This is a genomic window from Pseudomonas sp. JS425 (assembly GCF_018223845.1).
Lineage (GTDB): Bacteria > Pseudomonadota > Gammaproteobacteria > Pseudomonadales > Pseudomonadaceae > Aquipseudomonas > Aquipseudomonas asiatica.
Genome location: NZ_CP073661.1, coordinates 3294980 through 3320398, shown reverse-complemented (window position 1 = coordinate 3320398; position 25419 = coordinate 3294980). Strand labels below are relative to the sequence as shown.

General features: G+C 62.9%; 21 protein-coding genes and 2 pseudogenes. 16 read left to right on the top strand and 7 right to left on the bottom strand.

Annotation, left to right across the window (positions count from 1 at the left end):
• Positions 1-88: 88 nt before the first annotated feature.
• The gene (locus tag KDB76_RS15575; protein ID WP_013972683.1) at positions 89-979 is read right to left on the bottom strand and encodes a universal stress protein; all 891 of its coding nucleotides are present in this window, start codon (positions 977-979) and stop codon (positions 89-91) included.
• Between the two features lie 147 nt (positions 980-1126).
• Here KDB76_RS15575 and hisN point away from each other — a divergent pair, with 147 nt between their 5' ends.
• The 4 genes from hisN to KDB76_RS30165 all read left to right on the top strand — a co-directional run bounded on the left by hisN (position 1127) and on the right by KDB76_RS30165 (position 5062).
• On the top strand, positions 1127-1918 hold the full coding sequence (hisN, locus tag KDB76_RS15570) for a histidinol-phosphatase (protein ID WP_038409665.1): 792 nt from the start codon (positions 1127-1129) through the stop codon (positions 1916-1918).
• A gap of 225 nt (positions 1919-2143) precedes the next feature.
• The gene (locus KDB76_RS15565; RefSeq protein WP_024087153.1) at positions 2144-2875 is read left to right on the top strand and encodes a hypothetical protein; all 732 of its coding nucleotides are present in this window, start codon (positions 2144-2146) and stop codon (positions 2873-2875) included.
• A gap of 258 nt (positions 2876-3133) precedes the next feature.
• The gene (benR, locus tag KDB76_RS15560) at positions 3134-4090 is read left to right on the top strand and encodes a benABC operon transcriptional activator BenR (RefSeq protein WP_013972680.1); all 957 of its coding nucleotides are present in this window, start codon (positions 3134-3136) and stop codon (positions 4088-4090) included.
• A 345-nt stretch (positions 4091-4435) separates the two neighbouring features.
• Entirely contained in the window at positions 4436-5062 is a 627-nt protein-coding gene (locus KDB76_RS30165; protein WP_200873953.1) for an RHS repeat-associated core domain-containing protein, read from the top strand.
• Positions 5063-5302: 240 nt separating this feature from the next.
• Here KDB76_RS30165 and KDB76_RS15550 read toward each other — a convergent pair whose 3' ends face one another.
• On the bottom strand, positions 5303-6607 hold the full coding sequence (locus KDB76_RS15550; protein WP_038409882.1) for an IS1380-like element ISPa33 family transposase: 1305 nt from the start codon (positions 6605-6607) through the stop codon (positions 5303-5305).
• A 161-nt stretch (positions 6608-6768) separates the two neighbouring features.
• Here KDB76_RS15550 and benA point away from each other — a divergent pair, with 161 nt between their 5' ends.
• From benA to KDB76_RS15490, 12 genes and pseudogenes are all read left to right on the top strand, one after another.
• Entirely contained in the window at positions 6769-8127 is a 1359-nt protein-coding gene (gene benA / locus KDB76_RS15545; protein ID WP_013972679.1) for a benzoate 1,2-dioxygenase large subunit, read from the top strand.
• Positions 8124-8609 (top strand): benzoate 1,2-dioxygenase small subunit, encoded by a 486-nt coding sequence (benB, locus tag KDB76_RS15540; protein WP_013972678.1) that lies wholly within the window; start codon positions 8124-8126, stop codon positions 8607-8609. Before benA ends, benB begins: the two co-directional genes overlap by 4 nt.
• Positions 8610-8681: 72 nt before the next feature.
• Entirely contained in the window at positions 8682-9692 is a 1011-nt protein-coding gene (benC, locus tag KDB76_RS15535) for a benzoate 1,2-dioxygenase electron transfer component BenC (protein WP_013972677.1), read from the top strand.
• A gap of 144 nt (positions 9693-9836) precedes the next feature.
• A complete protein-coding gene (locus KDB76_RS15530; protein ID WP_013972676.1) occupies positions 9837-10598 on the top strand; it encodes a 1,6-dihydroxycyclohexa-2,4-diene-1-carboxylate dehydrogenase in 762 nt (253 codons plus the stop codon).
• A gap of 57 nt (positions 10599-10655) precedes the next feature.
• Positions 10656-11984 carry an aromatic acid/H+ symport family MFS transporter gene (locus KDB76_RS15525; protein ID WP_038409664.1) on the top strand — a complete coding sequence of 443 codons (1329 nt, stop codon included), beginning with the start codon at positions 10656-10658 and terminating at the stop codon, positions 11982-11984.
• Between the two features lie 30 nt (positions 11985-12014).
• The gene (gene catA / locus KDB76_RS15520; RefSeq protein ID WP_023661753.1) at positions 12015-12929 is read left to right on the top strand and encodes a catechol 1,2-dioxygenase; all 915 of its coding nucleotides are present in this window, start codon (positions 12015-12017) and stop codon (positions 12927-12929) included.
• 161 nt (positions 12930-13090) lie between these two features.
• Positions 13091-14290, top strand: coding sequence for a benzoate/H(+) symporter BenE family transporter (locus KDB76_RS15515; protein ID WP_013972673.1), 1200 nt, complete (start codon positions 13091-13093; stop codon positions 14288-14290).
• 54 nt (positions 14291-14344) lie between these two features.
• Positions 14345-15595 (top strand): OprD family porin, encoded by a 1251-nt coding sequence (locus tag KDB76_RS15510; protein ID WP_038409663.1) that lies wholly within the window; start codon positions 14345-14347, stop codon positions 15593-15595.
• A gap of 269 nt (positions 15596-15864) precedes the next feature.
• On the top strand, positions 15865-16941 hold the full coding sequence (locus KDB76_RS15505; RefSeq protein ID WP_038409662.1) for a metal-dependent hydrolase: 1077 nt from the start codon (positions 15865-15867) through the stop codon (positions 16939-16941).
• Between the two features lie 3 nt (positions 16942-16944).
• Positions 16945-17637 carry a TraX family protein gene (locus KDB76_RS15500; protein ID WP_038409661.1) on the top strand — a complete coding sequence of 231 codons (693 nt, stop codon included), beginning with the start codon at positions 16945-16947 and terminating at the stop codon, positions 17635-17637.
• 77 nt (positions 17638-17714) lie between these two features.
• Positions 17715-18627: pseudogene (locus tag KDB76_RS15495) on the top strand (LysR family transcriptional regulator).
• Positions 18628-18727: 100 nt separating this feature from the next.
• Complete coding sequence (locus KDB76_RS15490) at positions 18728-19708, top strand: LLM class flavin-dependent oxidoreductase (protein ID WP_038409660.1); 981 nt, start codon at positions 18728-18730, stop codon at positions 19706-19708.
• A gap of 64 nt (positions 19709-19772) precedes the next feature.
• On the opposite strand, the pseudogene KDB76_RS15485 reads toward KDB76_RS15490, so the two are convergent.
• The 5 genes and pseudogenes from KDB76_RS15485 to KDB76_RS15465 form a co-directional block, all read right to left on the bottom strand.
• A pseudogene (locus KDB76_RS15485) lies at positions 19773-20108 on the bottom strand (alkene reductase); the annotation flags it as partial.
• 104 nt (positions 20109-20212) lie between these two features.
• A complete protein-coding gene (locus KDB76_RS15480) occupies positions 20213-21094 on the bottom strand; it encodes an RHS repeat-associated core domain-containing protein (protein ID WP_080708161.1) in 882 nt (293 codons plus the stop codon).
• Positions 21095-21216: 122 nt separating this feature from the next.
• Entirely contained in the window at positions 21217-22227 is a 1011-nt protein-coding gene (locus tag KDB76_RS15475) for an aldo/keto reductase (RefSeq protein ID WP_013972666.1), read from the bottom strand.
• A 71-nt stretch (positions 22228-22298) separates the two neighbouring features.
• Entirely contained in the window at positions 22299-23819 is a 1521-nt protein-coding gene (locus KDB76_RS15470; RefSeq protein WP_038409658.1) for an FAD-dependent oxidoreductase, read from the bottom strand.
• 197 nt (positions 23820-24016) lie between these two features.
• Positions 24017-25345 carry an MFS transporter gene (locus tag KDB76_RS15465; RefSeq protein ID WP_023661989.1) on the bottom strand — a complete coding sequence of 443 codons (1329 nt, stop codon included), beginning with the start codon at positions 25343-25345 and terminating at the stop codon, positions 24017-24019.
• Positions 25346-25419: the final 74 nt, after the last annotated feature.

Below are 25419 nucleotides of genomic sequence, written 5' to 3'. Positions count from 1 at the left end.
CCACAGGGGTTTCACCAAGCCTGAGGTCAGTGGAATTCCTGTGGGAGCGGGTTTACCCGCGAAGAGGCCGGTGCAGGTATACCAGCACTCACCGAACCGCCTTGATCGCCAACACATTGCACAGCGGATGTTCCAGCACATGCGCCGTGGTCCCGCCCAGGAACGTCTGCATGGCATCATGCCGGTGGCTGCCCATCACGATCACATCCGCCCGGCTGTGGCCGACGAACTGGGCAATCGCCTTGATCGCGGCCCCTTCCAGAAAGTGCCTGCGCTCCAGCGGGATCTGGTGGTGGTCGCCCAGCCGGTTGAACGCCGCCCGCTGCGCGGTGCGCACGCTGACATCGAAGCCGGGCATGGTCACCGTGCCAGCGCCGAAGTCGGCAATGTGTGTCTTGGCCGCGTCGCACACATGCAGCAGGTGCAGTTCGGCATTGCACTGCAGGGCCAGGGCATGGGCGCAGCGGATCACCTGCTCATCCAGATGCTCGCCTGCGCCATGGCTGTTCAGGTCCACCGCGGCGGCAATCTGCCGGGGCAGGGGCAGGCGGATATCGCTGACTAGGTGCACGGCGACCGGGCTGTCCTTCAGCAACTGCCAGTCCAGTGGCGTTACCAGCAGGCGCTTGAGCACCGGTTCGTGCTGCACATCCTTGATCAGCAGGTCGCAGCCCAGGCGCTCGACCCGTTCCAGCACACTGCTCAGCGGGTCGCGGGTCAGCAGCAGTTCGGTAGATACATCCAGGCCGGCGTTGGCCAGTTGCTCGGCTTCGTCCGCCAGCCATTGGCGGTTGTCACTGAGCAGCCGTTCCCGCTCGCGGCTATCGCTCATCAAACCGAAGGTGTCGACATCGTCGACGAACACGTTGATATCCAGCAACGCACCGCTGGATTCCGCCAGCGCCGCAGCGCGTTGCAGCGCTGGCGTGTGGCGCATCTGCGGGCCGAGCATGACGAACAGACGCTTGAACTGGCTCATCTCACACCTCCACGTGTGGCAGCCCCCCGGTGATCTGGTCTTGTTCAGTCTAGACCGCGCAGGGCGCATGAGCAGCCTGGTGGAGGCTGGCGCGGCACGGCGTGTCGGGTATGATGCGGGCCCCATCATTTTCACGAGGCCCGCCCCATGTCCCTGAGTGCTGAACAGATCGGCGAATTCCGCGCCTTTGCCGAGCAGCTGGCCGATGCCGCTGCCGTGGCGATCAAGCCATACTTTCGCGCCAGCCTGGACGTCGAGGACAAGGGTGGGCGCCTGTACGACCCGGTGACCGTGGCCGACAAGGCAGCCGAGGATGCCATGCGCGAGCTGATCCAGGCCCGCTATCACGACCACGGCATCCTCGGTGAAGAAGCCGGCGTGGCAGTCGGCAGCAGCCCGCTGACCTGGGTGCTCGACCCGATCGACGGCACCCGCGCCTTCATCACCGGCCTGCCGCTGTGGGGCACGCTGATTGCGCTGAACGACGGCACCCGCCCGGTGGTCGGGGTGATGAACCAGCCGTTCACCGGCGAACGCTTTGTCGGAACGCCGGAAGGCGCCTGGCACAGCGGTGCGCCGTTGAAGACCCGTGCCTGTGCCGACCTGGCCTCGGCCACGTTGATGTGCACCACGCCGGACATGTTCGATACCGCCGCGCGCAAGGCTGCGTTCGAGGCCGTTGCCGGCAAGGCGCGCCTGATGCGTTACGGTGGCGATTGCTATGCCTATTGCATGCTGGCTTCCGGGTTCGTCGACGTGATTGTCGAGGCGAGCCTGCAGCCATATGACGTGCAGGCGCTGATGCCGATCATCGAAGGGGCGGGCGGGGTGATCACGGCGTGGGATGGCAGCAGCGCACAGAATGGCGGGTGCGTGGTGGCCTGTGGCGACCCGGCGCTGCATGCGCAGGTGGTGGAGATGTTGCGTCACGCCATGTGATTCATGTGTTGCCTGGGCCGGCCTCTTCGCGGGTAAACCCGCTCCCACAGGTACTGCGCAGTATTCAAGATATGTGGTGATCTTGTGGGAGCGGGTTTACCCGCGAAGAGGCCGGCGCAGGTATCCAAAACCCCCGATCACCGCACTTTTTCCAATTTCCGGGCTCTATGCATGGCCAGGCCACACTGATCCACGGTGCGGCCGCCGAATATCGACCCGGTGCCGATGGTTGCAAGCAAGCCAAAATTCTTCCCCCGCCTGCTAATGGCAGGCGCCCTCACATGCCTGTGCGCCTGCACCCAACAGCAGGGCCGCGACGTGCTCGAGCAGTTCGGCAACGGCAAGCCCAGCGAACTGTTCCAGACCAGCGTCGACCGCCTGGCCACGCTGTCCATGCGCGACAACCTGCAGAGCTTGTACCTGCTGATGAACAAGCTGTACCTGCGCAACCCCAACCAGTGGAAGCTGTCCGGCTACGTTGACGCTGCCACTGCCGAGCGGCAGATCCGTATCGCCATCGAGCAACGCCAGCCCTTGCCACAACTAGGCAACCGTCGCGACCTGGCAGCCTTGAGCTACGCCCTGAGCCCCGAGTTTCGCGGTGACCGGGTCGGTGCGTTCATTTACGCCATCGGCAGCATGCTGATTACCGCGCACGGCGGCCGTACCGAGTTCTACATGACCGATACCATCGACCCGCTGTTCGTCAACAACGCGGCGCGCAATATCGAGAAGGCCACCTGGATGTTGAGCCAGCGGCAGGATGCCAATGGTGTGCTGCTGTTGTTCTCCAACGAAATCTCGGAAGAGGGCAGCAACCTGAGTTTTGCCGTGGAGTTCGGCAAGATCGTGGCACGGCTGGACTTGCTGGCGGAGTTGCTGGATGAGCGTTATCGACGAATTGGGTTGAATTATGCGCAAAGCCTGCTGTTGATGAACTTCCTGCCGGTGCAGTGAAGTGAGCGGTGCCGGGTTGCCTGAGCCGTTCGATAAACGAACACTGACCTGTCCTTACTGTTCGCTATCCGCCCATCCATTCCCAAGGTCGCATTGCCCAACCCCCGCCTTTTTGCTTAAGTGTGCCCATCCACCGGTTGTCGCCTGCCCCCGCGACTCGCAGCCGGCTCGATAGAATGACCGTGACGACCGCAACCACAGCCCGCCGGGCCGTAGGATGCGGCAACCAGAACAATAACGATCCGGGTAACCTTGCCTATGGAAAGCCGCCTGCTGAGCGAGCGCAGTAGCGTGTTTCATCACGCCGACCCTTATGCTGTGTCCGATTATGTCAACCAGCACGTAGGCCAGCATTGCATCGGTTTGTCCCGCACCACTCATCCGCAAGCCAGCCTCAGCCACCGCAAGTTCGCTGAGCTGGACCTGTGCCGCATCAGCTACGGCGGCAGCGTGCGCGTTACCTCGCCGGCACTGGAAACCATCTACCACCTGCAGGTGCTGCTAAACGGCAACTGCCTGTGGCGTGGGCACAAGCGCGAGCATCACCTGGTGCCGGGCGAGCTGTTGCTGATCAACCCCGACGACCCGGTCGACCTGACCTACTCGGAAGACTGCGAAAAATTCATCCTCAAGGTGCCGACCCGGCTACTGGACTCGATCTGCGACGAACAGCGCTGGCACCGACCCGAGGGCGGGGTGCGGTTCTTGCGCAACCATTACCGGCTGGACGAGCTGGACGGGTTCGTCAACCTGCTGGCCATGGTCTGCCAGGAAGCAGAGGTGAGCGATTCGCTGCCCAGGGTGCAGGGCCACTACAGCCAGATCGTCGCCAGCAAGCTGCTGACCCTGATGAGTACCAATATCCGTCGCGAATGCCTGAGCGGGCCGCAAGCGGGGCTTGAGCGCATTCTTGACTACATCGAGCGCAACCTGAAGCTGGAGTTGTCGGCTGAGGTACTGGCAGAGCAGGCCTGCATGAGCTTGCGCTCGTTGTATGCGTTGTTTGACCAGCACTTGGGCATCACGCCAAAGCATTACGTGCGCCAGCGTAAGCTGGAGCGGGTGCATGCGTGCCTGAGCGACCCGACTTGTGGCGTACGTAGTGTGACCGAGCTGGCCCTGGATTACGGATTCCTGCATCTGGGGCGGTTCTCGGAGGTGTACCGGCAGCAGTTTGGTGAGCTGCCTTCGCAGACGTTCAAGCGGCGCGAATGATAGCGTTTGGTCATCGGACCTAGCATTTTTGCCAGTTGCGAGTGCTTTGAGCCCACACCACGATTTACTCTTTACCGGTAAGTGGTGGCAATCATGGCGAAGTTACAGCAACAATTGTATTTCTATTCTGCGGAAGGCCTTACGCTTGTCAAACATAGCAGTTCGGGGGAGGCGGCCTTAATGCGTGCTACGGGGCGTGTATTGGCTCAGCGGGATGGTCATCAGGTCGCATTGTACGGGACAGATATACTAGGGTCGATAGCACAATATCTGGAAGGCGGCGAGCTGTGTTCCTTGTAGTACACACTGTATGGGTATGATAGTGACAAGTTATGCGCTTCTGTATTGCGATTTAACAGCCAGCGGAAAGACCGACCAATCGAAGGCTATCATTTAGGAAACGGTCATCGTACGTATAGCCCCATCTGCATGCGGTTCAATTCTCCTGACACACTTAGCCCACATGATGAGGGAGGGCTGAACGCCTACAGCTATTGTGGGGGCGATCCCATTAATCGGAGTGACCCCAGTGGTCGGTCGTGGATAGGTAGCCGCTTCCTCAGAGCATTGTCTCCCCGAAGGAATCGTGGCTCAAAAATTCCTGTACTGGTAGAACTTCGCCCCCTGCAAAAACGCCGATCGCTGGACCAAAATTTTTTAAATGCATCCATGGATAAGAAGTTAAAACAACATAACCAACGGATTTCTGAAACAAAACCAGAGGTCGAAATTAGAGGCTTTATAACTGAGCAATATGGGCGAAAGTTTGGTTATACGGTCCACAGGCTTAGTGAGGGTCTGCCCGTGATGGATCCAAACTTGGATTTGAATATCGCAGCTGTGAGCAGGCACGCCGCGGTTTGTCGCAGAAGAGTCCAGGAGAATCCGTCCGAGCTTAATATTAAAATGGCCACTAAGCTTGCTGAAGCTGATAAGTATCTTCAATCGCTACAGAAGCAAATTCGAAGCTGACCCTGGCCGTCAATGCTAGCTTTTGCAAAGTCACGGCAAATTTGTGCAAACTGGATAACGCTCTGCACAATCCGGATAGCCCGGATTTCTCATGAGGCCGGCAGGCGTGGCCGGTGAAGCCTCGGTGTATCAACAACCTGCCTTCCACCGCTAAAAATTGATCGTTTTTTATTCAATTCCCGCGTATGGGGCGCACTGCCCCCTTTCCCCCATTGAGCCGGGCCGGGGGCGCCCGCCTGTTCAGGTCGGCTTGAGGCGGGCAACCAGCCCCGCAAAGAGTTCCTGATGCGGATAGGCCTCGCTGATCAGCACGCGGATGCGCCGGCTGTTGCGAATGATCACCGCACCGATCTTGAGCAGTTTCAAGCGCAGGTTATGGATGCTCATGCGCGCCAATGCGGTGCCCTGGAGATGATCGCGTAGCCGTTCGAACAGCACATAGGCAAAGGCCGACAGCATCAGCCGCCACTGGTTGGTCCACCAGCGTGGGCTGGAGGTGCGGTCGGCGAACAGATCCAACTGTTGGTCCTTGATCCGATTCTCCATGTCGCCACGGCCGCAGTAGTCTTCGTAGTACTGCTGGGCAGCATCCTCGGCAAAGCGGGACACGACGATGAAGCGTGGATTGGCACCCTGCTCGCCATGTTCCAGGCGCGACACGACCAGGCGGCGCCTACGCCAACTACCGGCCTGATAGAGGAAGCGATACACGCCGGACATCTTCTGCCCGGTTTCTTGGTAGGCCTCGGCGACAGCTTGCATGGCCGGCGCCGCCATCCGCTGCAGGCGGGTGTTGCGGGCCAGACCCACCACATAATCCACCTGCTTGCGGTCACACCAGTCGAGCATGCGATGTCGGCAAAAACCGCCGTCACCGCGGAACACGATGCGGGTCTCTGGCCAGAAGCGGCGAATGAACTTGACCAGCAGTGCCAGGATGGCCCAACTGTGTCGGGCGCCATCGATGTTGCTCGGGCGCAAATAGCTCACCAGCAGATGGCGACCACAGAACACATAGAGCGGCAGGAAGCAGTAATGGTCGTAATAGCCATGGAAGAAGCGCCCTTCCTGATCACCATGCACCGGCACATCGGTCGCATCGAAGTCGAGCACGATCTCAGCCGGCGCCTGGTCATGCTGGGCGATGAAGTGCTCCCACAGCAGGCGATGGGCTTGCACCACCGTTTCGCGATCGGCTTGCTGTTCCAGGCGCCCCAGAGTGGATTTGCCGGCCAGCGGTTGCAGGCGGTTGACCGCAGTCTGCAGCGCGTAGTCATGGCGCAGGCCGTCATGATCGTTGAGATCCTCGTAGCCGGCGGCCAGTGCATAGATACGCTGGGCGAGCAGTGTCTGCAGTCCGTGCTGGACACGCCCAGGATCACGCCGATCGGGAACGATTTTGGCCAGGCGGCGGGTCAAGCCATGTTGCTGGTCGACCTCGCGCAGCAGCAACAAGCCCGCATCCGAGGTGATGTGACCACCGGTGAAAGAGGCCTCGACGAGGCGGCGAGAGAGGGGTGAAAAGTGGAGTTTTTCTGGTAGCATTTTGTGCGCGGCTGAAGACTTATGGGGCTTTGTTTGGCGACAAGAATCATAAGGCTTTCAGCCGTTTTTGTTTATGCGGTCATGAGAAATCCGGGATAGTCCCCCGCCAGCCGTCTCCCTAACCTGACCAGGTCTAAACAATAACAAGGGAGACCCTGGCCATGTCCCTGGGATTCGACTACCTCAATGCCTTGCTCGAGGACGACCGTGAAAAGGGCATCTACCGCTGCAAGCGCGAGATGTTCACCGACCCACGCCTGTTCGACCTGGAGATGAAACACATCTTCGAGGGCAACTGGATCTACCTGGCCCATGAAAGCCAGATACCCGAGAAAAACGACTTCCTCACCCTGACCATGGGGCGCCAGCCGATTTTCATCGCGCGCAACAAGGACGGTGAACTCAATGCCTTCCTCAACGCCTGCAGCCACCGCGGCGCCATGCTCTGTCGGCACAAGCGCGGCAACCGCTCCAGCTACACCTGCCCGTTCCACGGCTGGACCTTCAACAACAGCGGCAAGCTGCTCAAGGTCAAAGACCCAAGCAACGCCGGCTACCCCGCCAGCTTCAACTGCGACGGCTCCCACGACCTGACCAAGGTGGCACGCTTCGAGTCGTACCGTGGCTTCCTGTTCGGCAGCCTGAAGGCCGACGTCAAGCCGTTGGTCGAGCACCTGGGCGAGTCGGCCAAGATCATCGACATGATCGTCGACCAGTCGCCGGAAGGCCTGGAAGTGCTGCGCGGCGCCAGTTCGTACATCTACGAAGGCAACTGGAAGCTCACCGCCGAGAACGGCGCCGACGGCTACCACGTCAGCTCCGTGCACTGGAACTATGCCGCCACCCAGAACCAGCGCAAGCAGCGCGAGGCGGGTGACGAGATCAAGACCATGAGCGCTGGCGCCTGGGCCAAGCAGGGCGGGGGCTTCTACTCCTTCGACCACGGCCACCTGCTGCTGTGGACCCGCTGGGCCAACCCCGAGGACCGCCCGGCCTACGAGCGCCGCGACCAACTGGCCGCCGACTTCGGCCAGGCCCGTGCCGACTGGATGATCGAGAACTCGCGCAACCTGTGCCTGTACCCGAACGTGTACCTGATGGACCAGTTCAGCTCGCAGATCCGCATCGCCCGGCCGATTTCGGTGAACAAGACCGAAATCACCATCTACTGCATCGCACCGAAAGGCGAGAGCGCCGATGCCCGCGCCAAGCGCATTCGCCAGTACGAAGACTTCTTCAACGTCAGCGGCATGGCCACCCCCGACGACCTGGAAGAGTTCCGCTCGTGCCAGACCGGCTACGGCGGCGGTACCGGCTGGAATGACATGTCCCGCGGCGCTGAACACTGGGTGGAAGGCGCCGACGAGGCGGCCCGGGAAATCGAACTCAAGCCGCTGCTGTCGGGCGTACGCACCGAGGACGAAGGCCTGTTCGTGCTGCAGCACAAGTACTGGCAGGAAACCATGATCCAGGCCTTGAAGGATGAACAGCAACTGATCCCCGTGGAGGCCGTGCAATGAGCCTGTATGCAACCGTGCGCGACTTCCTTTTCCGCGAAGCGCGTTACCTGGATGACGCCCAGTGGGATCAGTGGCTGGAAATGTACGCCAGCGATTGCACCTTCTGGATGCCGAGCTGGGACGATGACGACACCCTCACCGAAGACCCACAAAGCGAAATCTCGCTGATCTGGTACGGCAACCGAGGCGGCCTGGAAGACCGGGTGTTCCGCATCAAGACCGAGCGCTCCAGTGCGACCGTGCCCGACACCCGCACCTCGCACAACATCAGCAACATCGAGATCGTCGAGCAGGGCGAGGGCAGCTGCCAGGTGCGCTTCAACTGGCACACCCTGAGCTTCCGCTACAAGACCACCGACAGTTACTTCGGCACCAGCTTCTACACCCTCGACCTGCGCGGCGAGCAGCCGCTGATCAAGGCCAAGAAAGTGGTGCTGAAGAACGACTACGTTCGCCAGGTCATCGACATCTACCACATCTGATCCAGGGTTTTGCGAGCACTGCCCGGTGCGTCCTGCGACGTGCCGTGGCCCGGCTCGCCCGCGAGGTGCAACATGAGCTACCAGATCGCACTGAATTTCGAAGACGGGGTTACCCGCTTCATCGAGGCCACCGGCCATGAAACCGTGGCCGACGCCGCCTACCGCCAGGGCATCAACATCCCGCTGGACTGCCGCGACGGCGCCTGCGGTACCTGCAAGTGCAAGGCCGAGTCCGGCCGCTACGACCTGGGCGACAACTTCATCGAAGATGCCCTGAGCGAAGATGAAATCGCCGAAGGTTACGTACTGACCTGCCAGATGCGCGCCGAGAGCGACTGCGTCATCCGCATCCCGGCCTCGTCGCAGCTGTGCAAGACCGAACAGGCCAGTTTCGAGGCCGCCATCAGTGATGTCCGCCAACTGTCGGCCAGCACCATTGCCCTGTCGATCAAGGGTGAATCCCTCAGCCGCCTGGCCTTCCTGCCGGGGCAATATGTCAACCTCAAGGTGCCGGGCAGCGAGCAGAGCCGAGCCTATTCGTTCAGCTCGCTGCAGAAGGACGGCGAGGTCAGCTTCCTGATCCGCAACGTGCCGGGTGGGTTGATGAGCAGTTTCCTGACCAACCTGGCCAAGGCCGGCGACAGCATGACCCTGGCCGGGCCGCTGGGCAGCTTCTACCTGCGGCCGATCCAGCGCCCGCTGTTGCTGCTGGCCGGTGGTACCGGCCTGGCGCCGTTCACGGCGATGCTGGAGAAGATCGCCGAGCAGGGCAGCGAGCACCCACTGCACCTGATCTACGGCGTGACCAACGACTTCGACCTGGTCGAACTCGACCGCCTGCAGGCGCTGGCGGCGCGCATCCCCAACTTCACCTTCAGTGCCTGCGTGGCCAACCCCGACAGCCAGTACCCGCAGAAGGGCTACGTGACCCAGCACATCGAACCGCGCCACCTCAACGATGGCGATGTGGATGTGTACCTGTGCGGCCCGCCACCGATGGTCGAGGCGGTGAGCCAGTACGTGCGCGAGCAGGGCATTACACCGGCGAACTTCTATTACGAGAAGTTCGCGGCGGCGGCCTGATTCCCTTCATCCGAACATAACACCGCTTCTGTGGGAGCGGGTTCACCCGCGAAGAGGCCGGCAGGTACAGCGGTTTTGTCTTGTCGGACGCATTCGCGGGTAAACCCGCTCCCACAGGGACCGCGGGCTAGCGGAGATTTGCATATGAACAACCGATTCCAAGGCAAGGTCGCCCTGGTCACCGGTGCCGCCCAGGGCATCGGCCGTGGCGTGTGCTGGCGGCTCAAGGCCGAAGGCGCGCAAGTGATTGCGGTAGACCGCTCCGAACTGGTTCACGAACTGGCCAGCGAGGGCATGCTCACCCTCACCGCCGACCTGGAACAATATGGTGACTGCGCCAGGGTCATGGCCAACGCGGTTGAAGCGTTCGGCCGCCTCGACATCCTGGTCAACAACGTTGGCGGCACCATCTGGGCCAAGCCCTTCGAACACTACGAAGTGGACCAGATCGAAGCCGAAGTACGCCGTTCGCTGTTCCCCACCCTGTGGTGCTGCCATGCCGCACTGCCATACATGCTCGAACGTGGCAGCGGCGCCATCGTCAACGTCTCGTCCATCGCCACCCGTGGCGTCAACCGCGTGCCCTACGGCGCAGCCAAGGGTGGCGTCAACGCGCTGACTGCGTGCCTGGCCTTTGAAACCGCCGGCCGTGGCATCCGGGTCAACGCCACTGCTCCCGGCGGCACCGAAGCGCCACCCCGGCGCGTACCGCGCAACAGTGCCGAGCAGACCGAACAGGAAAAGCACTGGTACCAGCAGATCGTCGACCAGACCCTCGACAGCAGCCTGATGCACCGCTACGGCAGCATCGACGAGCAGGTGGGCGCAATCCTGTTCCTGGCCTCCGACGAAGCCTCGTACATCACCGGCGTGACCTTGCCGGTAGGGGGCGGCGACCTCGGCTGAGCGACACCCCAAGGCAAAAAGCTTTCTTCCACAACAAAAACAAGAGCGACAGATGCCATGCGAACCCTTGACGTACACCCGATCATCGATAATGCGCGCTTTACCCCGTTCCACTGGATGGTCATGGCCTGGTGCGGCCTGCTGCTGATCTTCGACGGCTATGACCTGTTCATCTACGGCGTGGTACTGCCGGTCATCATGAAAGAGTGGGGCCTGACCCCGTTGCAGGCCGGTGCACTGGGCAGCTATGCGCTGTTCGGCATGATGTTCGGCGCCCTGGCGTTCGGCAGCCTGGCCGACCGCATCGGGCGCAAGAAGGGCATCGCCATCTGTTTCGCCTTGTTCTCCGGGGCAACCATTTTCAACGGGTTTGCCAGCAGCCCGAGCGAGTTCGGCATCTACCGTTTCATTGCCGGCCTGGGCTGTGGCGGCCTGATGCCCAACGCCGTGGCACTGATGAACGAGTACGCGCCCAAGCGCCTGCGCAGCACGCTGGTAGCGATCATGTTCAGTGGCTACTCGCTCGGCGGCATGCTCTCGGCGGGTGTCGGCATCTTCATGCTGCCGCGTTTTGGCTGGGAATCGATGTTCTTCGCCGCAGCGGTGCCACTGCTGTTGTTGCCGGTAATCCTGTACTACCTACCTGAATCGATCGGTTTCCTGGTACGCCAGGGCCGTACCGAAGAGGCCCGCAAGCTGCTCAAGCGGCTGGACCCGGATTGCGACGTGCAGGCGGATGATGTGCTGCAGGCAGCCGACCGCAAAGGCGGCGGGGCGTCGGTGCTGGAGCTGTTCCGCAACGGCCTGGCCATTCGCACCCTGGCGCTGTGGCTGGCGTTCTTCTGCTGCCTGCTGATGGTCTACGCGCTCAGCTCCTGGCTGCCGAAGCTGATGGCCAACGCCGGCTACAGCCTCGGCTCGAGCCTGTCGTTCCTGCTGGCGCTGAACTTCGGTGGCATGGCCGGGGCGATTCTCGGTGGCTGGCTGGGCGACCGTTACAGCCTGGTCAAAGTCAAAGTGGCGTTCTTCATCGCCGCCGCGCTGTCGATCAGCCTGCTGGGCGTCAACAGCCCGATGCCGGTGCTGTACCTGCTGATCTTCATTGCCGGCGCCACCACCATCGGCACGCAGATCCTGCTGTATGCCGGCGCCGCTCAACTGTACGGGCTATCGGTGCGCTCCACCGGGCTGGGCTGGGCCTCGGGCATCGGCCGCAACGGCGCCATCGTCGGCCCGCTGCTGGGTGGTGCGCTGATGGGCATCAACCTGCCCCTGCAGCTCAATTTCATTGCTTTCGCCATCCCTGGCGCAATTGCCGCGCTGGCCATGGCCGTGCACCTGGCCAGCGGCCGTCGGCACGCCCAGGCGGTTGCGGCACAGGCGTAACTCCAGAAAAACAACATGAGGTAAACCACCATGACCGTGAAAATTTCCCACACTGCCGAGGTACAGCAGTTCTTCGAAGAGGCCGCAGGCTTTGGCAACGATGCCGGCAGCCCGCGCCTGAAGCGCATCGTGCAACGCGTGCTGCAAGACACCGCGCGGCTGATCGAAGACCTGGAAATCAGCGAAGACGAGTTCTGGCATGCCGTCGACTACCTCAACCGCCTGGGTGGCCGCGGCGAGGCCGGGTTGCTGGTGGCTGGGTTGGGCATCGAGCACTTCCTCGACCTGCTGCAGGATGCCAAGGACCAGCAAGCAGGCCTTGTCGGCGGCACTCCACGCACCATCGAAGGCCCGCTGTACGTGGCCGGCGCGCCGATCGCCGAAGGTGAAGTACGCATGGATGACGGTAGCGAGGAGGGCGTGGCCACGCCGATGTACCTCGAGGGCCAGGTGCTCGACCCACAAGGGCGGCCGTTGCCTGGGGCCACGGTCGACCTGTGGCATGCCAATACCCGTGGCACCTATTCGTTCTTCGACCAGAGCCAGTCCGAGTACAACCTGCGCCGACGCATCATCACCGATGGCGAAGGCCGCTACCGCGCGCGCTCCATCGTGCCGTCCGGGTATGGCTGCGATCCACAGGGGCCGACCCAGGAGTGCCTGGACCTGCTCGGCCGTCACGGCCAGCGTCCGGCGCATGTGCACTTCTTCATCTCGGCACCGGGGTACCGACACCTGACCACGCAGATCAACCTGGCCGGAGACAAATACCTGTGGGATGACTTTGCCTATGCCACGCGGGATGGGCTGGTGGGCGAGGTGGTGTTCGTCGAGGGCGAGGCGGGGCGACATGCCGAGTTGAAATTCGACTTCCAGTTGCAGCAGGCCCGGGGCGGTGCCGATGAGCAGCGCAGTGGGCGGCCGCGGGCTTTGCAAGAGGCCTGATCCACCCAGTTGGCTTCTTCGCGGGTGAACCCGCTCCCACAGGTACGGCGCAAATGCTGGAACCTGTGTAGTCCCTGTGGGAGCGGGTTTACCCGCGAAGAAGGCAACACAAGAACAAGAGCCGGTCACCTAGCCCGGCCAGATGCCTTGCGAGAGGTGCCATGAAAACCCTGATCAAGGACAGTTCGCTGTCCGCCATCGTCGCCGGCTGCATCGCCACGATGATCTCCTACGCAGGCCCCTTGGTGATCATCTTCCACGCCGCAGAAGCCGCCGGCCTGTCCCATCGGCAACTGTCCTCCTGGGTCTGGGCAGTGTCCATGGGCAGTGCCGTACTCGGCGCGCTGCTCAGCCTGCGCTACCGGGTGCCGGTGGTGATCGCCTGGTCGATCCCTGGCTCGGCGCTGCTGGTCACCGCCTTGCCGCAACTGGGCCTGGAACAGGCCGTTGGCGCCTACCTGGTAGCCAACCTGGTCCTGCTGCTGATCGGCATCAGCGGGGCCTTCGACCGCATCATCGCGCGGCTGCCGGGCTCCATCGCCGCCGGCATGCAGGCCGGCATCCTGTTCAGCTTCGGCATCGAGGTGTTCCGCGCCTTGCCGGTGCAACCGCTGCTGGTACTGGCGATGTTCGTCACCTACGTGCTGATGCGCCGGGTGCAGCCGCGCTACGCCGTGGCGGCGGTGCTGTGCGTGGGCACGCTGGTGACCGTGGCCAGCGGGGCGTTTCGCAGCGAGGCATTGGTGCTGGAACTGGCGTCGCCGCAGTGGGTCACCCCGCAGTTCAGCCTGGCAGCGGTATTCAGCTTGGCACTGCCGCTGGTGCTGGTGGCCCTTACCGGGCAGTTCATGCCGGGCATGGCAGTACTGCGCAACGCCGGCTACCCCACGCCGGCCAGCCCGATCATCAGCGCTAGCGCCCTGGCCGGTGCCGCGCTGGCGCCGTTCGGTTGCCACGGGCTGAACCTGGCGGCGGTCACCGCCAGCCTGTGCACCGGTCATGAGGCCCATGAAAACCCACGGCGGCGCTATGTCGCGGCGGTTGCTGGCAGTGCGCTGTACCTGCTGCTGGGGATCGCCGGGGCCACGCTGATGTCGCTGTTTGCAGCATTCCCCGCCGCCCTGATCGCCGCCCTGGCCGGGCTGGCCCTGTATGGCGCCATCAGCGAAGCCCTGGCCCGCAGCCTGGCGGAACCAAACGAGCGCGATGCCGGGCTGTTCACTTTTCTGGTCACCGCTTCGGGGGTGGCCTTCCTGGGCCTGTCGGCAGCGTTCTGGGGCCTGCTGTTCGGCCTGCTGAGCCATGGGTTGCTGAGGCTGCGCCAGCCACGTGCCCGCGAGGTGCTGCGCCGTACCCCATGAACCGCCGTGCTTCCAACGCTTTACCCATAAAAACAAGATCAAGAGAGCTTCGGAATGAACCACACCCCTTGCGTCGCCCTGGGCCTGACTTTGCTCAGCCAACCGTTGCTGGCCGCCGAAGGCGGCTTCTTCGAAGATTCGAAGGCCACCCTGAGTGCCCGTAACTACTACTTCAGCCGCGACTTCTCCGACATCGTCGGGGCAAACCGGCAATCCAAGGCCGAGGAGTGGGCCCAGGGCTTCATCCTCGACTTCAAGTCGGGCTACACCCCGGGCACGGTCGGCTTTGGCATTGATGCCCTGGGCCTGCTGGGCATCAAGCTCGACAGCAGCCCAGACCGCACCAACACCGGGTTGCTGCCGGTGCACGGCGATGGCCGCGCCGCCGACGAATACAGCCGCCTGGCGCCCACCTTCAAGGCCCGGCTGTCCAAAACCGAATTGCGCGTCGGCGAACTGCAACCCAACCTGCCGGTGCTGACCTTCAGCGACATCCGCCTGTTGCCACCGACCTACCAGGGCGCCAGCCTGAGCTCGGCGGAAATCGACGGCCTGACCGTGCAGGCCGGGCACCTGAAAAGCACCCACCTGCGCAACGAAGGCGGCGACGGCAAGATGAACGCCATGCTCGGCCATGTGCCGATCCGCCAGGTAGAAAGCGACGCCTTCAACTACCTGGGCGGGGACTATGTGTTCAATGCCAACCAGAGCAGCGTCAGCCTGTGGTATGGGCAGCTTGAGGACATTTACGAACAGGGCTTTGTCGGCCTCAAGCACAGCAAGCCCCTGGGCAACTGGGTGCTCAGTGCCAACCTGGGGTATTTCACCGCGCGCGAGGACGGCGATGCGTTGCTCGGCAATATCGACAACCAGGCGTTCTTTTCGATGTTCACTGCCCGGCATGGCGGGCACAGCTTCCATGCCGGCTACCAGGGCATTTATGGCGACAGCCCTTTCCCACGGGTGTTCGCCAACATCTCGCCGCTGGGTAACGAAGTACCGACCTATGAGTTCGCCTACACCGACGAACGCTCGTACCAGGTGCGCTACGACTACAACTTCGCGGCCATGGGCGTGCCGGGGCTGACCGCGACCGTGCGCTACATAACCGGTAACAATGTCGATACCGGGCTGGGTTACGAAGGGCGCGACCTCGAGCGCGACCTGGACATCGGTTATGCGGTGCAGGGCGGTGTGCTGAAGGGGCTGGGGATCCGGGTGCGCAATGCCATGGCCCGGTCCAACTACCGCAGCGACATCGACGAGAACCGTCTGACGCTGGTGTACACCTGGCAGTTGTTCTGACGCATCCACAGGTTGCCAGCGGGACCTTTGTGGGAGCGGCTTTAGCCGCGAACACCGGCGCAGCCGGTGCCATGCACCGCGTTGGATTCTTCGCGGCTAAAGCCGCTCCCACAGGGTATGCGGAGTGCTTGCAATTTCAGTTATCTACGCGACAGCGCAGCCCAAAGGGCTGGGCCATCTCCCACAATGAAAGCCCATAACCAAGGGAATTGCGCATCAGGGCTGGATGAAGGTAGCTTCTGGAAACCACCTTTTCAGGAATGCCACCCTTGGACTCCATCACCCAGGCCGTACTTGGCGCGGCCTTGCAAGGTACCGTGCTCGGCCGCATCCAGGGCCGCCGCTCGCTGTTGTATGGTGCGGCGCTGGGCACGCTTCCCGACCTGGACGTGATCATCCGCTACGCCGACCCGGTGTCGCAGATGACCTACCACCGCGGCTTTTCTCATTCCTTGTTCGTGCTCACCGGCCTGGCCTTGCTGCTGGCCTGGCTGGTCAACAAATGCTGGCCAGGCAAAGGCTATAACTTGCCCAGGCTGTTCCTGGCGTTCTGGCTGGTGCTGGTCACCCACCCGTTGCTCGACGCCTTCACGGTCTACGGCACGCAGTTGTTCTGGCCCTTGCAGGCCACCCCGGAAAGCTGGGCGGCGGTGTTCATCATCGACCCGGTCTACACCGTGCCACTGCTGGCCGCGGTGATCTACGCAAGCATAAAGGGGCTGACAAGCAAGGCGGTGCGGCTAATGACGTTGGCCTTGCTCTTCAGCGCAGCCTACCTGGGGTTCGGCCTGGCCGGACGCATGGCGGCCGAGCAGCGGTTCCAGGCTGCCCTCGACCGCCAAGGCATCGCCGTCAGCCAGGTGCGTGCCGTGCCGATCGCGTTCAACAGCCTGGTCTGGCGGGTGCTGGCCAAGACCCCGGATGGCGATTACTACGAAGGCATCAGCAGCGGGTTCGACCAGCATCCGCCAGAAATGCAACGTTTGCCGCGTAATCTTCAACTGGCGCAAGCACTGGCCGGGCACCCGTTGCACCAGCGCTTGCGCTGGTTCACCGATGACTGGCTGCGCTACGACCAGGTCGGCGATGCGCTGGTGGTCAGCGACCTGCGCATGGGCATCCCGGGTAACTACACGTTCCGCTTCAACATGGCCCACCGAGACAGCCAGGGGCACTGGATTGCCGATGTGCCATCGCTGTGGGAGGGTGCCGGGCCAGGGGCGGCGTTCAATGGCGACGACCTGGTGCTGATCTGGCGACGGATCGTCGAGCAGCAGCCACCTTTGCCGCTGGCCGCCTGGACCGATCGCTACCTGGGGCCTGCCACAGTCGAGCGCGGGCGCTGAGGCGTGCGCTCAGCCGGGCTGGACCTGGTCAAGTGGACGGCGATGCTGACCATGGTCGCCGACCACCTGCGTTTTCTGTGGCCTGATGCCGATGGCTTGTTCGTGGTTGGCCGGTTGGCGTTTCCACTGTTTTGCCTGGCGATTGCGGTGAATGTGGCGCGCACCAGGTGCGGTGCGCTCTATACCCGCGGCAACCTGCGTTATCTGGGGCTGATGCTGGTGTTCGCGGTGCTGTCGGAACCTGCGTACCGTTGGCTGGACAGTGGTTCGTCAACGTTCAGCGTGATGCCGACCCTGGTGTTGGGGTTGCTGGTTGCCTGGGGTGTGCATCATCCGTTGATTTCGGCGCGCGTGCTTGGCTTTGCCGGTCTGCTTGCAGGGTGGCTGTTCAGCGAACAGCTGATGTACGGGCTGCCGGGGGTGATGCTGCCGGGCGCCTGGTTGATGGCCCGGCGCAAGGAAGGGGCGGCCTGGTTGTTGCCCAGCCTGTTGGCCATGGCTGGGAACCTGACCAACAGCTGGTTGCAGCAGCATCTGTTGGCGCCGTTTACCGTGCTGACGCTGATGGCCGCGGCCTTGGCGATTCCGCTCGGGTGGTCGTTGCTGCGTCAGGAGGGTTGGCGGGTGCCTGCGGTGGGGCGTTGGGGTTACCTGTTCTATCCGGTGCATCTACTGGTGATCAAGGTCTTCGCTTGATCGCTCTCGACAGCCCTGCTTGCATTTCACAAATCCATACCTATCTAAACCAGCCGCACCAGACTCAGGAACCACCCATGGAACCCAACCGCTTCGGCGACATCGCCGCCTTCGTCAGCGCCGCGAGGGCCGGTAGTTTTACCGCCGCCGCCGCCACCTTGGGCCTGACGCGCTCGGCGGTGGGCAAGAGCATCGCTCGCCTGGAGGCGCGCATGGCCGTGCGCTTGCTCAACCGCACCACGCGCAAGCTGAGCCTGACCGACGAGGGCCTGGTGGCCTACGAGCGCTGGCGGCAGATTCTGGATGACCTGGACGAGGTGGAAAGCACCATGGCCCAGCGCCGTGGCAAGCCCACCGGCACCCTGCGCCTGACAGCACCCCTGTCGTTCGGCCAGCGCCATGTGCTGCCGATTCTCGACCGTTACCTGAAGCAGTGGCCCGAGCTGCGCGCGGATATACGCTTCACCGACCGTTTCGTCGACCTGGTCGAGGAGGGTATCGACGTTGCGGTGCGTATCGGTGTACCGAAGGAAGACTCGCAACTCTTGACCCGTACGGTGGCCTTGCAGCAGTTCGTCACCTGCGCCTCGCCCGCATACCTGGACGAACGCGGCGTACCACAGGTGCCCGGCGACCTCTACGGCCATGACAAGATCGCCTTCCTGGCCGGCGAAAAGGTCATGCCGTGGCGCTTTCATACCGAAGCGGGACTGCACCTGTGCGAAGACCCCGGGCGGCTGAACATCGACAGCTCCGAGGCGATGCTCGCCGGCGCCCGGGCGGGTTTCGGGCTGGTTCACCTGCCCACCTACATCACCGGCGACGACCTGCGCGACGGGCACCCTGGTGGAGGTGCTGCAAGCCTATCGGCCACCGGCGGACCCGATTCGCATCGTCTACCCAAGCAAGCGCCACCTGTCGCCACGGGTACGCGGCTTCATTGACCTGCTGGTAGCCAGCTGGGAACCGGGCGTGCCCTGGGAAGACTGATTGGGGAATGGCAGGCCCCTATGCCGGGCCTGAAGCCGGGTTTATCACTGGCTGCGCAGCAGGGAAACTGGCAGTCACTGATAATCCCTGTGGAGACCCCATGACTGCACTGTCCGTACTGGACCTGGTCATGATCGGCGAAGGCAAGACCTTCGCCGACGCGATCGAAGAGTCCCGCCAACTGGCGCGCCATGTCGAGCAACAGCACTACAGCCGCTACTGGATCGCCGAGCACCACGACATGCCGGGCATCGGCTCGGCCGCCACGTCACTGGTCATCAACGAAATCGCCAACGCCACCCGGCATATCCGCGTTGGCGCCGGTGGCATCATGCTGCCCAACCACGCGCCGCTTGTTGTGGCCGAGCAGTTCGGTACGCTCGACACCCTGTACCCTGGCCGCATCGACCTGGGCCTCGGCCGTGCGCCGGGCAGCTCCGGGCCTACCGTGCGCGCCTTGCGTGGTGCTGCGCCAGAGCGCGACTTCAGCCAGGACATAGCCGAACTGCGCGACTACCTGGCTGACAATGGCAAACGGCGGGTGCGCGGCGTGCCTGGCAAGCATGACATACCGGTGTGGATTCTCGGCTCCAGCCTGTTCGGTGCCGACCTGGCAGCGAAACTGGGCCTGCCCTATGCCTTCGCCTCGCACTTTGCCCCGCGCTACCTGCTGCAGGCCATTGCCCATTACCGGGCCAACTTCCAGCCTTCGGCACAACTGGCCAAACCGTATGTGATGGTGGGCATGAACCTGTTCGCCGCCGACAGCGATGCCGAGGCGGATTACCTGGCCAGCTCCCATCGCAAGTGGATGCTGGACTTGCATGTCGGGCGCTTCGGCCTGTTGCCCAAGCCGCAGGAGGGGTATGTCGAGAGCCTGCCGGGCCATGAGCGCGAGGTACTCGAGCAGGTGATGGCCTGCACCGTGGCCGGCGGGCCGGACCGGGTAAGGGAAGGGTTGCGCACGCTGATCGAGCAGACCGGTGCGGATGAACTGATGATCGACTGCCGCATCCACGACCCGCTGGCACGGCAGCGTTCGCATGCCTATGCCGCGCAGGCCCTGGCTGAACTGAGCTAAGCCTACAGGCCTCTTCGCGGGCACCGGCAACAAAAAGGGAGCCCATGAGCTCCCTTTTTCAGCATCAAGGCTGCTTGAGGAACGGATAATCCGTATACCCCTCAGCCCCATTGGCATAATCGAACTGCGCCCGGTGCGCATTCAACGGCGCCTGCACCCGCAGCCGCTCTACAAGGTCCGGGTTGGCAATGAAGCAGCGCCCGAACGCTACGGCATCGATCAAGCCACGCCCGATCAGGTCTTCACCTTTCTCGGCGGTGTAGGCACCGGCAGCAATGATCACCCCCGGGTAGACCGCACGAATCGCTTGGCGGAATTCGTCACGCAGCGGCTTGCCACCGGCCCAGTCCGGTTCGGACAGGTGCAGGTAGGCAAGGTTGCGCTTGGCCAGTTCGCGGATAGAAAACCAATGGTGCGCACGATACCGGGGTGACTGGGGAAAGGGGGACCGGGAGCCCGGCATTGGGCTCCCCATGGTGATAGAGACTGGCAGCCAATCTTCAGTCAGTTCTTCCTTGTAAGAAGTACTGCAGCTGTTATACCTCCGACAATACCGATAACTGCAAGAATGGATATCGCTGGATACCTTCTGGCGATGCTGTAGGGAAGATAGATCGCGATCTGGAGATTTTGCATGATAGTGCCTGGTCGATTCCACGCCTGACTGAGGTTAAAACTCTCCCTCTCATTGAGGTTTGCAGGACTTTCCCCTCCTGAACCTATTCGTCTCAATTCAGTTTCTTGCGGACGCGCTCCTGCAGCTTGGTGGCCTCTGTGGGCTGACTGATGGCTGGACTGGTTGGAGATGTTCAACGACGAACTTGGTGGCGGATTACTGCCACCTCGCGCAGAGTTTCGGTTTGGAGAAATTCTTGAAACCAGTCTTGAAAAAAGTGTTGAAGGACGTCCTGAAGGAAGTCTTGGCGGAGAAGAAACATAAAACCTGCGCAACCCTGTCGGATCGGCGAAATTCACAGGGTCACCTTCGCAGTAGGTATAGCAATTGGTTCCCCCTTCCCCGAACGGGCTCAATGGGTCGGGACTGTTGAATCTTGCCCTGGCGAGATAAAACCGTTTGGCTTGCCCAAGCGGATAGCCGAGCGTCACGACATCCAGATACTCGCCATTGAAGCCTGCGAGTACCTTCCCCGAATCATCAGGAGAAAAACCGTAAGGCGTGTAAGCACGAATACGCTGTTGCCCCCGCGCATTCAGCACCGATCCGTTCGAATCGGTCTGCAGCAGCATTGAATGTTCATCCGTTCTGGCGTCCAGCTGCGCAAGCAGCTTCTCGGCGTATAGCAACCTTGCGTGTTTGTCGCGATACCTGGACACCAAACGGTCCTGTTGATAGAAAAAACGGTCAGTGACGGCGGTGGATGACATGGCTACGCCCCGTTCAAGTGAGTGACCTCACCCTATGCAGAGCAGCACTGGTGGACAACTGGCAGAAATACCAGGCCGCGCCTTGTGACTGCTGCTCGATGCCACGCGTGTGTTGACAAGTGTTAATGCACGGTAATTCTGCCGCTAACAAAATGCGCCACATCATTGAACCCCGGCGTCGACGCATGCCCTGGTGTGACCAGCGAATCAATGAACGCTTCATCCTCCGCCGTGATCTTCACTGCCAGCGCCCCGCCATAGGTATCCCACTGTTCTTCCGTCCGCGGCCCGACAATCGCCGAACTGACCAGCCGATTGTTCAGCACCCAGGCAATCGCGAACTCGACGATACCCACGCCCTTGGCCTCGACATAGGCCTGGATCTGCCGGGCAATGGCCAGCGACTCCTGGCGCCATTCCACCTCCATGATGCGCTTGTCCTGGCGCCCGGCACGGCTACCGGCATCCGGCACCGCCCCCGGCGCATATTTGCCGCTGAGCACGCCCCGCGCGAGCGGGCTGAATGGCACCACGCCCAGGCCATGGGCGGCCGCAGCGGTAAGCTGCTCCGGTTCGGCCTGGCGATTGACGATGTTGTACAGCGGCTGGCTCACCACCGGCCTGGGCACGCCCAGGCGCTCGGCAATGTGGCACGCCTCGGCGATGCGCCAGCCGCGGAAGTTGGACACGCCCCAGTAGCGGATCTTGCCTTGGCGCAGCAGGTCGCCGATGGCCTGCACGGTTTCCTCCAGCGGTACCTTGTGGTCTTCGCGGTGCAGGTAGTAGATATCCAGGTAGTCCATGTCCATGCGCGTCAGCGTGGCATCGAGGGCATTGAAGATGTGCTTGCGCGACAGGCCGCTGCGGTTGGGAAGGCCATCGGCCGGGCCAAAGCCGACCTTGCTGGCCACGATCCAGTCATGGCGATGGCGGGCCACCGCTTCGCCGACGATTTCCTCCGCGCGTCCGGCGTTGTACACGTCTGCAGTGTCGATGAAGTTGATGCCCTGGTCCCAGGCCTTGTCGATGATGCGCAGGGCGTCCTCGGTGCTGGTCTGCTCGCCGAACATCATGCTGCCCAGGGTAAGGGCGGAAACCTGCAGGCCACTGTGGCCGAGGGGGCGGTAGATCATGCGCTTGGGTCCTTGTGCGGTCGGCTGATCTACCCGTTTTACACACAACCGGGGCGCAATGAAAGGCAGCCTCAACCGATCAGCGCCAAGGCCTCCTGCAAGGTCAACGGGCGCTTCAGGCGTTGCGACAGCGTCGCCATGGCATCGGAATAGCCCTTGGCGACAACTGCCTCGACCCGCTCATCCACGCATTGCAAGGCAATGAAGTCGCCTTTTTCCGGCTCGCCGACGAACTCGATACGGTTCCAGTCCCGCGCGTGGCCCAGTACGTCGTAGGTGCGGCCGTGCTGATAGGTCCAGAAGAACGGTACGTCGGCGTAGCGGCGCTGCTCGCCGAGCATGTTGGCGGCGGCGATCACTCCATGTTGCTGGGCCAGCCGCCAGTGCTCGATACGCACCGGGCGCCCGCTGAGGGGGAAGGTGGCGATATCCCCCGCGGCCCACAGGCCATCTGCGGCGCGCATTTCGGCGTCCACTTGCACTGACTTGTCCTCGGTCAGCAGCACGCCCTGAATGAACGCGGTCGCAGGTCTTACCCCGGTGCCCAGCAGCACCAATGGCGTCTGTAGCCGCTCACCGTTGGCCAGCAGCACGGCCTCGACCTTGTCCTGACCCTCGATCCGTTCGACCTCGGTAGGGCCGTGGAAGGTGACCCCCTTGCGTTCGTGCAACTCGCGGATGCTACGGCCAATGCGCTCGCCCAGTTGCCGGGCCAGGGGGACCTCATGGCGGGTGATCAGGTGCACCTGCACGCCGTACTTGCGCAAGGCCGACGCGGCCTCCAGGCCGATGAAGCCATCGCCGACGATCACTGCCGGCTGGCCGGGCTCGGCAGCATCCAGCAGGTGCGCGGCATCCTCCCGTGAACGCAGGGTAAATACCCCAGGCAGGTCGACGCCGGGGATATCGGGCCGCAGCGCCTTGCCGCCGGTGGCCAGCAGGCAGGCGTCGTAGTCGATCTGCTGGCCGTCGGCCAGGGTGACCTGGCGTTTCTGGGTGTTCAGGGTGCGCACCTTGCCATGCTTGCGCTCCAGCTGGCCCTTGCGCAGAGCATCGGGCTCGAGCAGGGCCGGTACTTCATCGGGCGGCATCTGCCCGGCGATCACGAATTTGCTCAGGGAAGTACGATCGTAGGCTGGTTGGCGCTCCTGATCGATCCAGACCAGGCGGCCGGCAAAGCCATGGGCCAGCAGGGTGGAAACTGCGGCACTGCCCGCGGCACCAGCGCCGACCACCACGAAACAGCGGGCGTCGCTGTGGCGGGGCGGCTCGGTTCTGGGCAGGGGTTGGTCGTCGACCCAGACCTCGTCGCCCTTGACCCAGGTTTTGTAGCGGCGCAGGTCGGCCAGGGCCGGCGGCTCGCAGACCGCGCCCTCGTCCACGGCGAACGCGGCCTTGTGCCAGGGGCACACCAGCAGGCCGCCGCACACCACGCCTTCATTGAGTGGCGCGCCTTCGTGGGGGCAGTTGCCCTGGTAGGCGTGCACCTGGTCGCCCTGGCGGATGAGGATGATCTCCTCGCTGCCGGCCTGGACGCGCAGGGGGCGGTGTTCGTCGAGTTGAGCCAGTCGGGCCACGGCGTGCTGGGTCATGGGGGTTCTCCAAAGGGACCTTTGGAACCATTTGACGCCTGGGCTGGAGAGGGGATGCGTTGAGCTGACGATCGGTGGAGGGTGTGGATTGTGTGTGGCCTGGGCGGGCCTCTTCGCGGGTGAACCCGCTCCCACATGGATCCCACCATCTTCGAGTTGGTGGTGATCCTGTGGGAGCGGGTTTACCCGCGAATGCCTCAACTGGCCCTTGCAGTACTCAGCGCACCAGCCCGGGTAACCCGCAAGGCCACCAGGCTACCCAGCACGATCAACGCCGCCAGCGAATACAGCGCAGCATCGGTCGAGCCGGTCTGGTCCTTGATGAAACCGACCAGGTACGGGCTGAGGAAGCCGGCCATCTGGCCCACCGAGTTGATGATCGCCAGACCCGCGACAGCCGCGCCGGCGCTGAGCAGCGCGGTGGGCATCGGCCAGAACATCGGCAGGCCCGTGAGCGCGCCCATGGTGGCGATCGACAGGCCGAGGATGGCAATGGTCGGGTTGCCGGCGAAGTTCACCGCGATCAGCAGGCCGATGGCGCCCATCAGCATCGGCACCACAAGATGCCAGCGGCGCTCGTTGCGCAGGTCGGCAGAACGCCCGCAGAGGATCATGAACACGCCGGCCAGCAGGTACGGGATGGCGCTGAGCCAGCCGATCAGCAGCGGGTTGTCGAAGCCCATGTTCTTGATGATCGACGGCAGCCAGAAGTTGATCGCATACACACCGCTCTGGATGCAGAAGTAGACAAAGCCGAAGGTCCAGATCAGCGGGTTGGTCAGCACGGCGAGCACGCCGTCGCCGGTGGTTCTCGGCTTGCTCGCGGCATCGGCGTCCAGGTCGGCGGCGATCAGCTGACGTTCGGCCGGGCTCAGCCAGGCGGCTTTCTGGTAGCCGTCACTGAGCAGGAACACCGCCAGTACACCCAGGGCAACGGTCGGCAGACCCTGGATCAGGAACATCCATTGCCAGCCGGCCAGGCCGTGCTGGCCGGCGGCGAAGTGTTGGAGGATCCAGCCGGAGAACGGCCCGCCGAGCAGGCCCGATACCGGGATCGCCGACATGAACAGCGCCATGATACGGCCGCGGCGGGCCGCCGGGAACCAGCGCGAAAGGTACAGCACCACGCCCGGGAAGAAGCCGGCTTCGGCGGCGCCGGTCAACAGGCGCAAGGCATAGAACTCGGTGGGCGTGGTGACGAACAGCAGGCAGGTGGAGAGGCTGCCCCAGGCGATCATCATCAGCGCGATCCAGCGCCGCGGGCCGAAGCGGTTGAGCGCCAGGTTGCTCGGCAGGCCGCAGAGCACGTAGCCGATGAAGAAGATGCCGGCGCCAAGGCCGTACACCGTTTCGCTGAACTTCAGGGCGTCGAGCATCTGCAGCTTGGCAAAGCCGACGTTGACGCGGTCCAGGTAGTTGAACAGGTAGCAGATGAAAATGAACGGAATCAGCCGCAGGGTGATGCGCCGGTACAGCGCGTTGCGGGTGATGTCCGTGCCTTGGTCAGGGGCGGGGCTGTATGCCATGATCGGGTTCTCTGTTGTTATGGTTGTCGCCGCGTCGCCTGTTCCGGCGCTCGCCCTGACGAGTCTCGGGGACT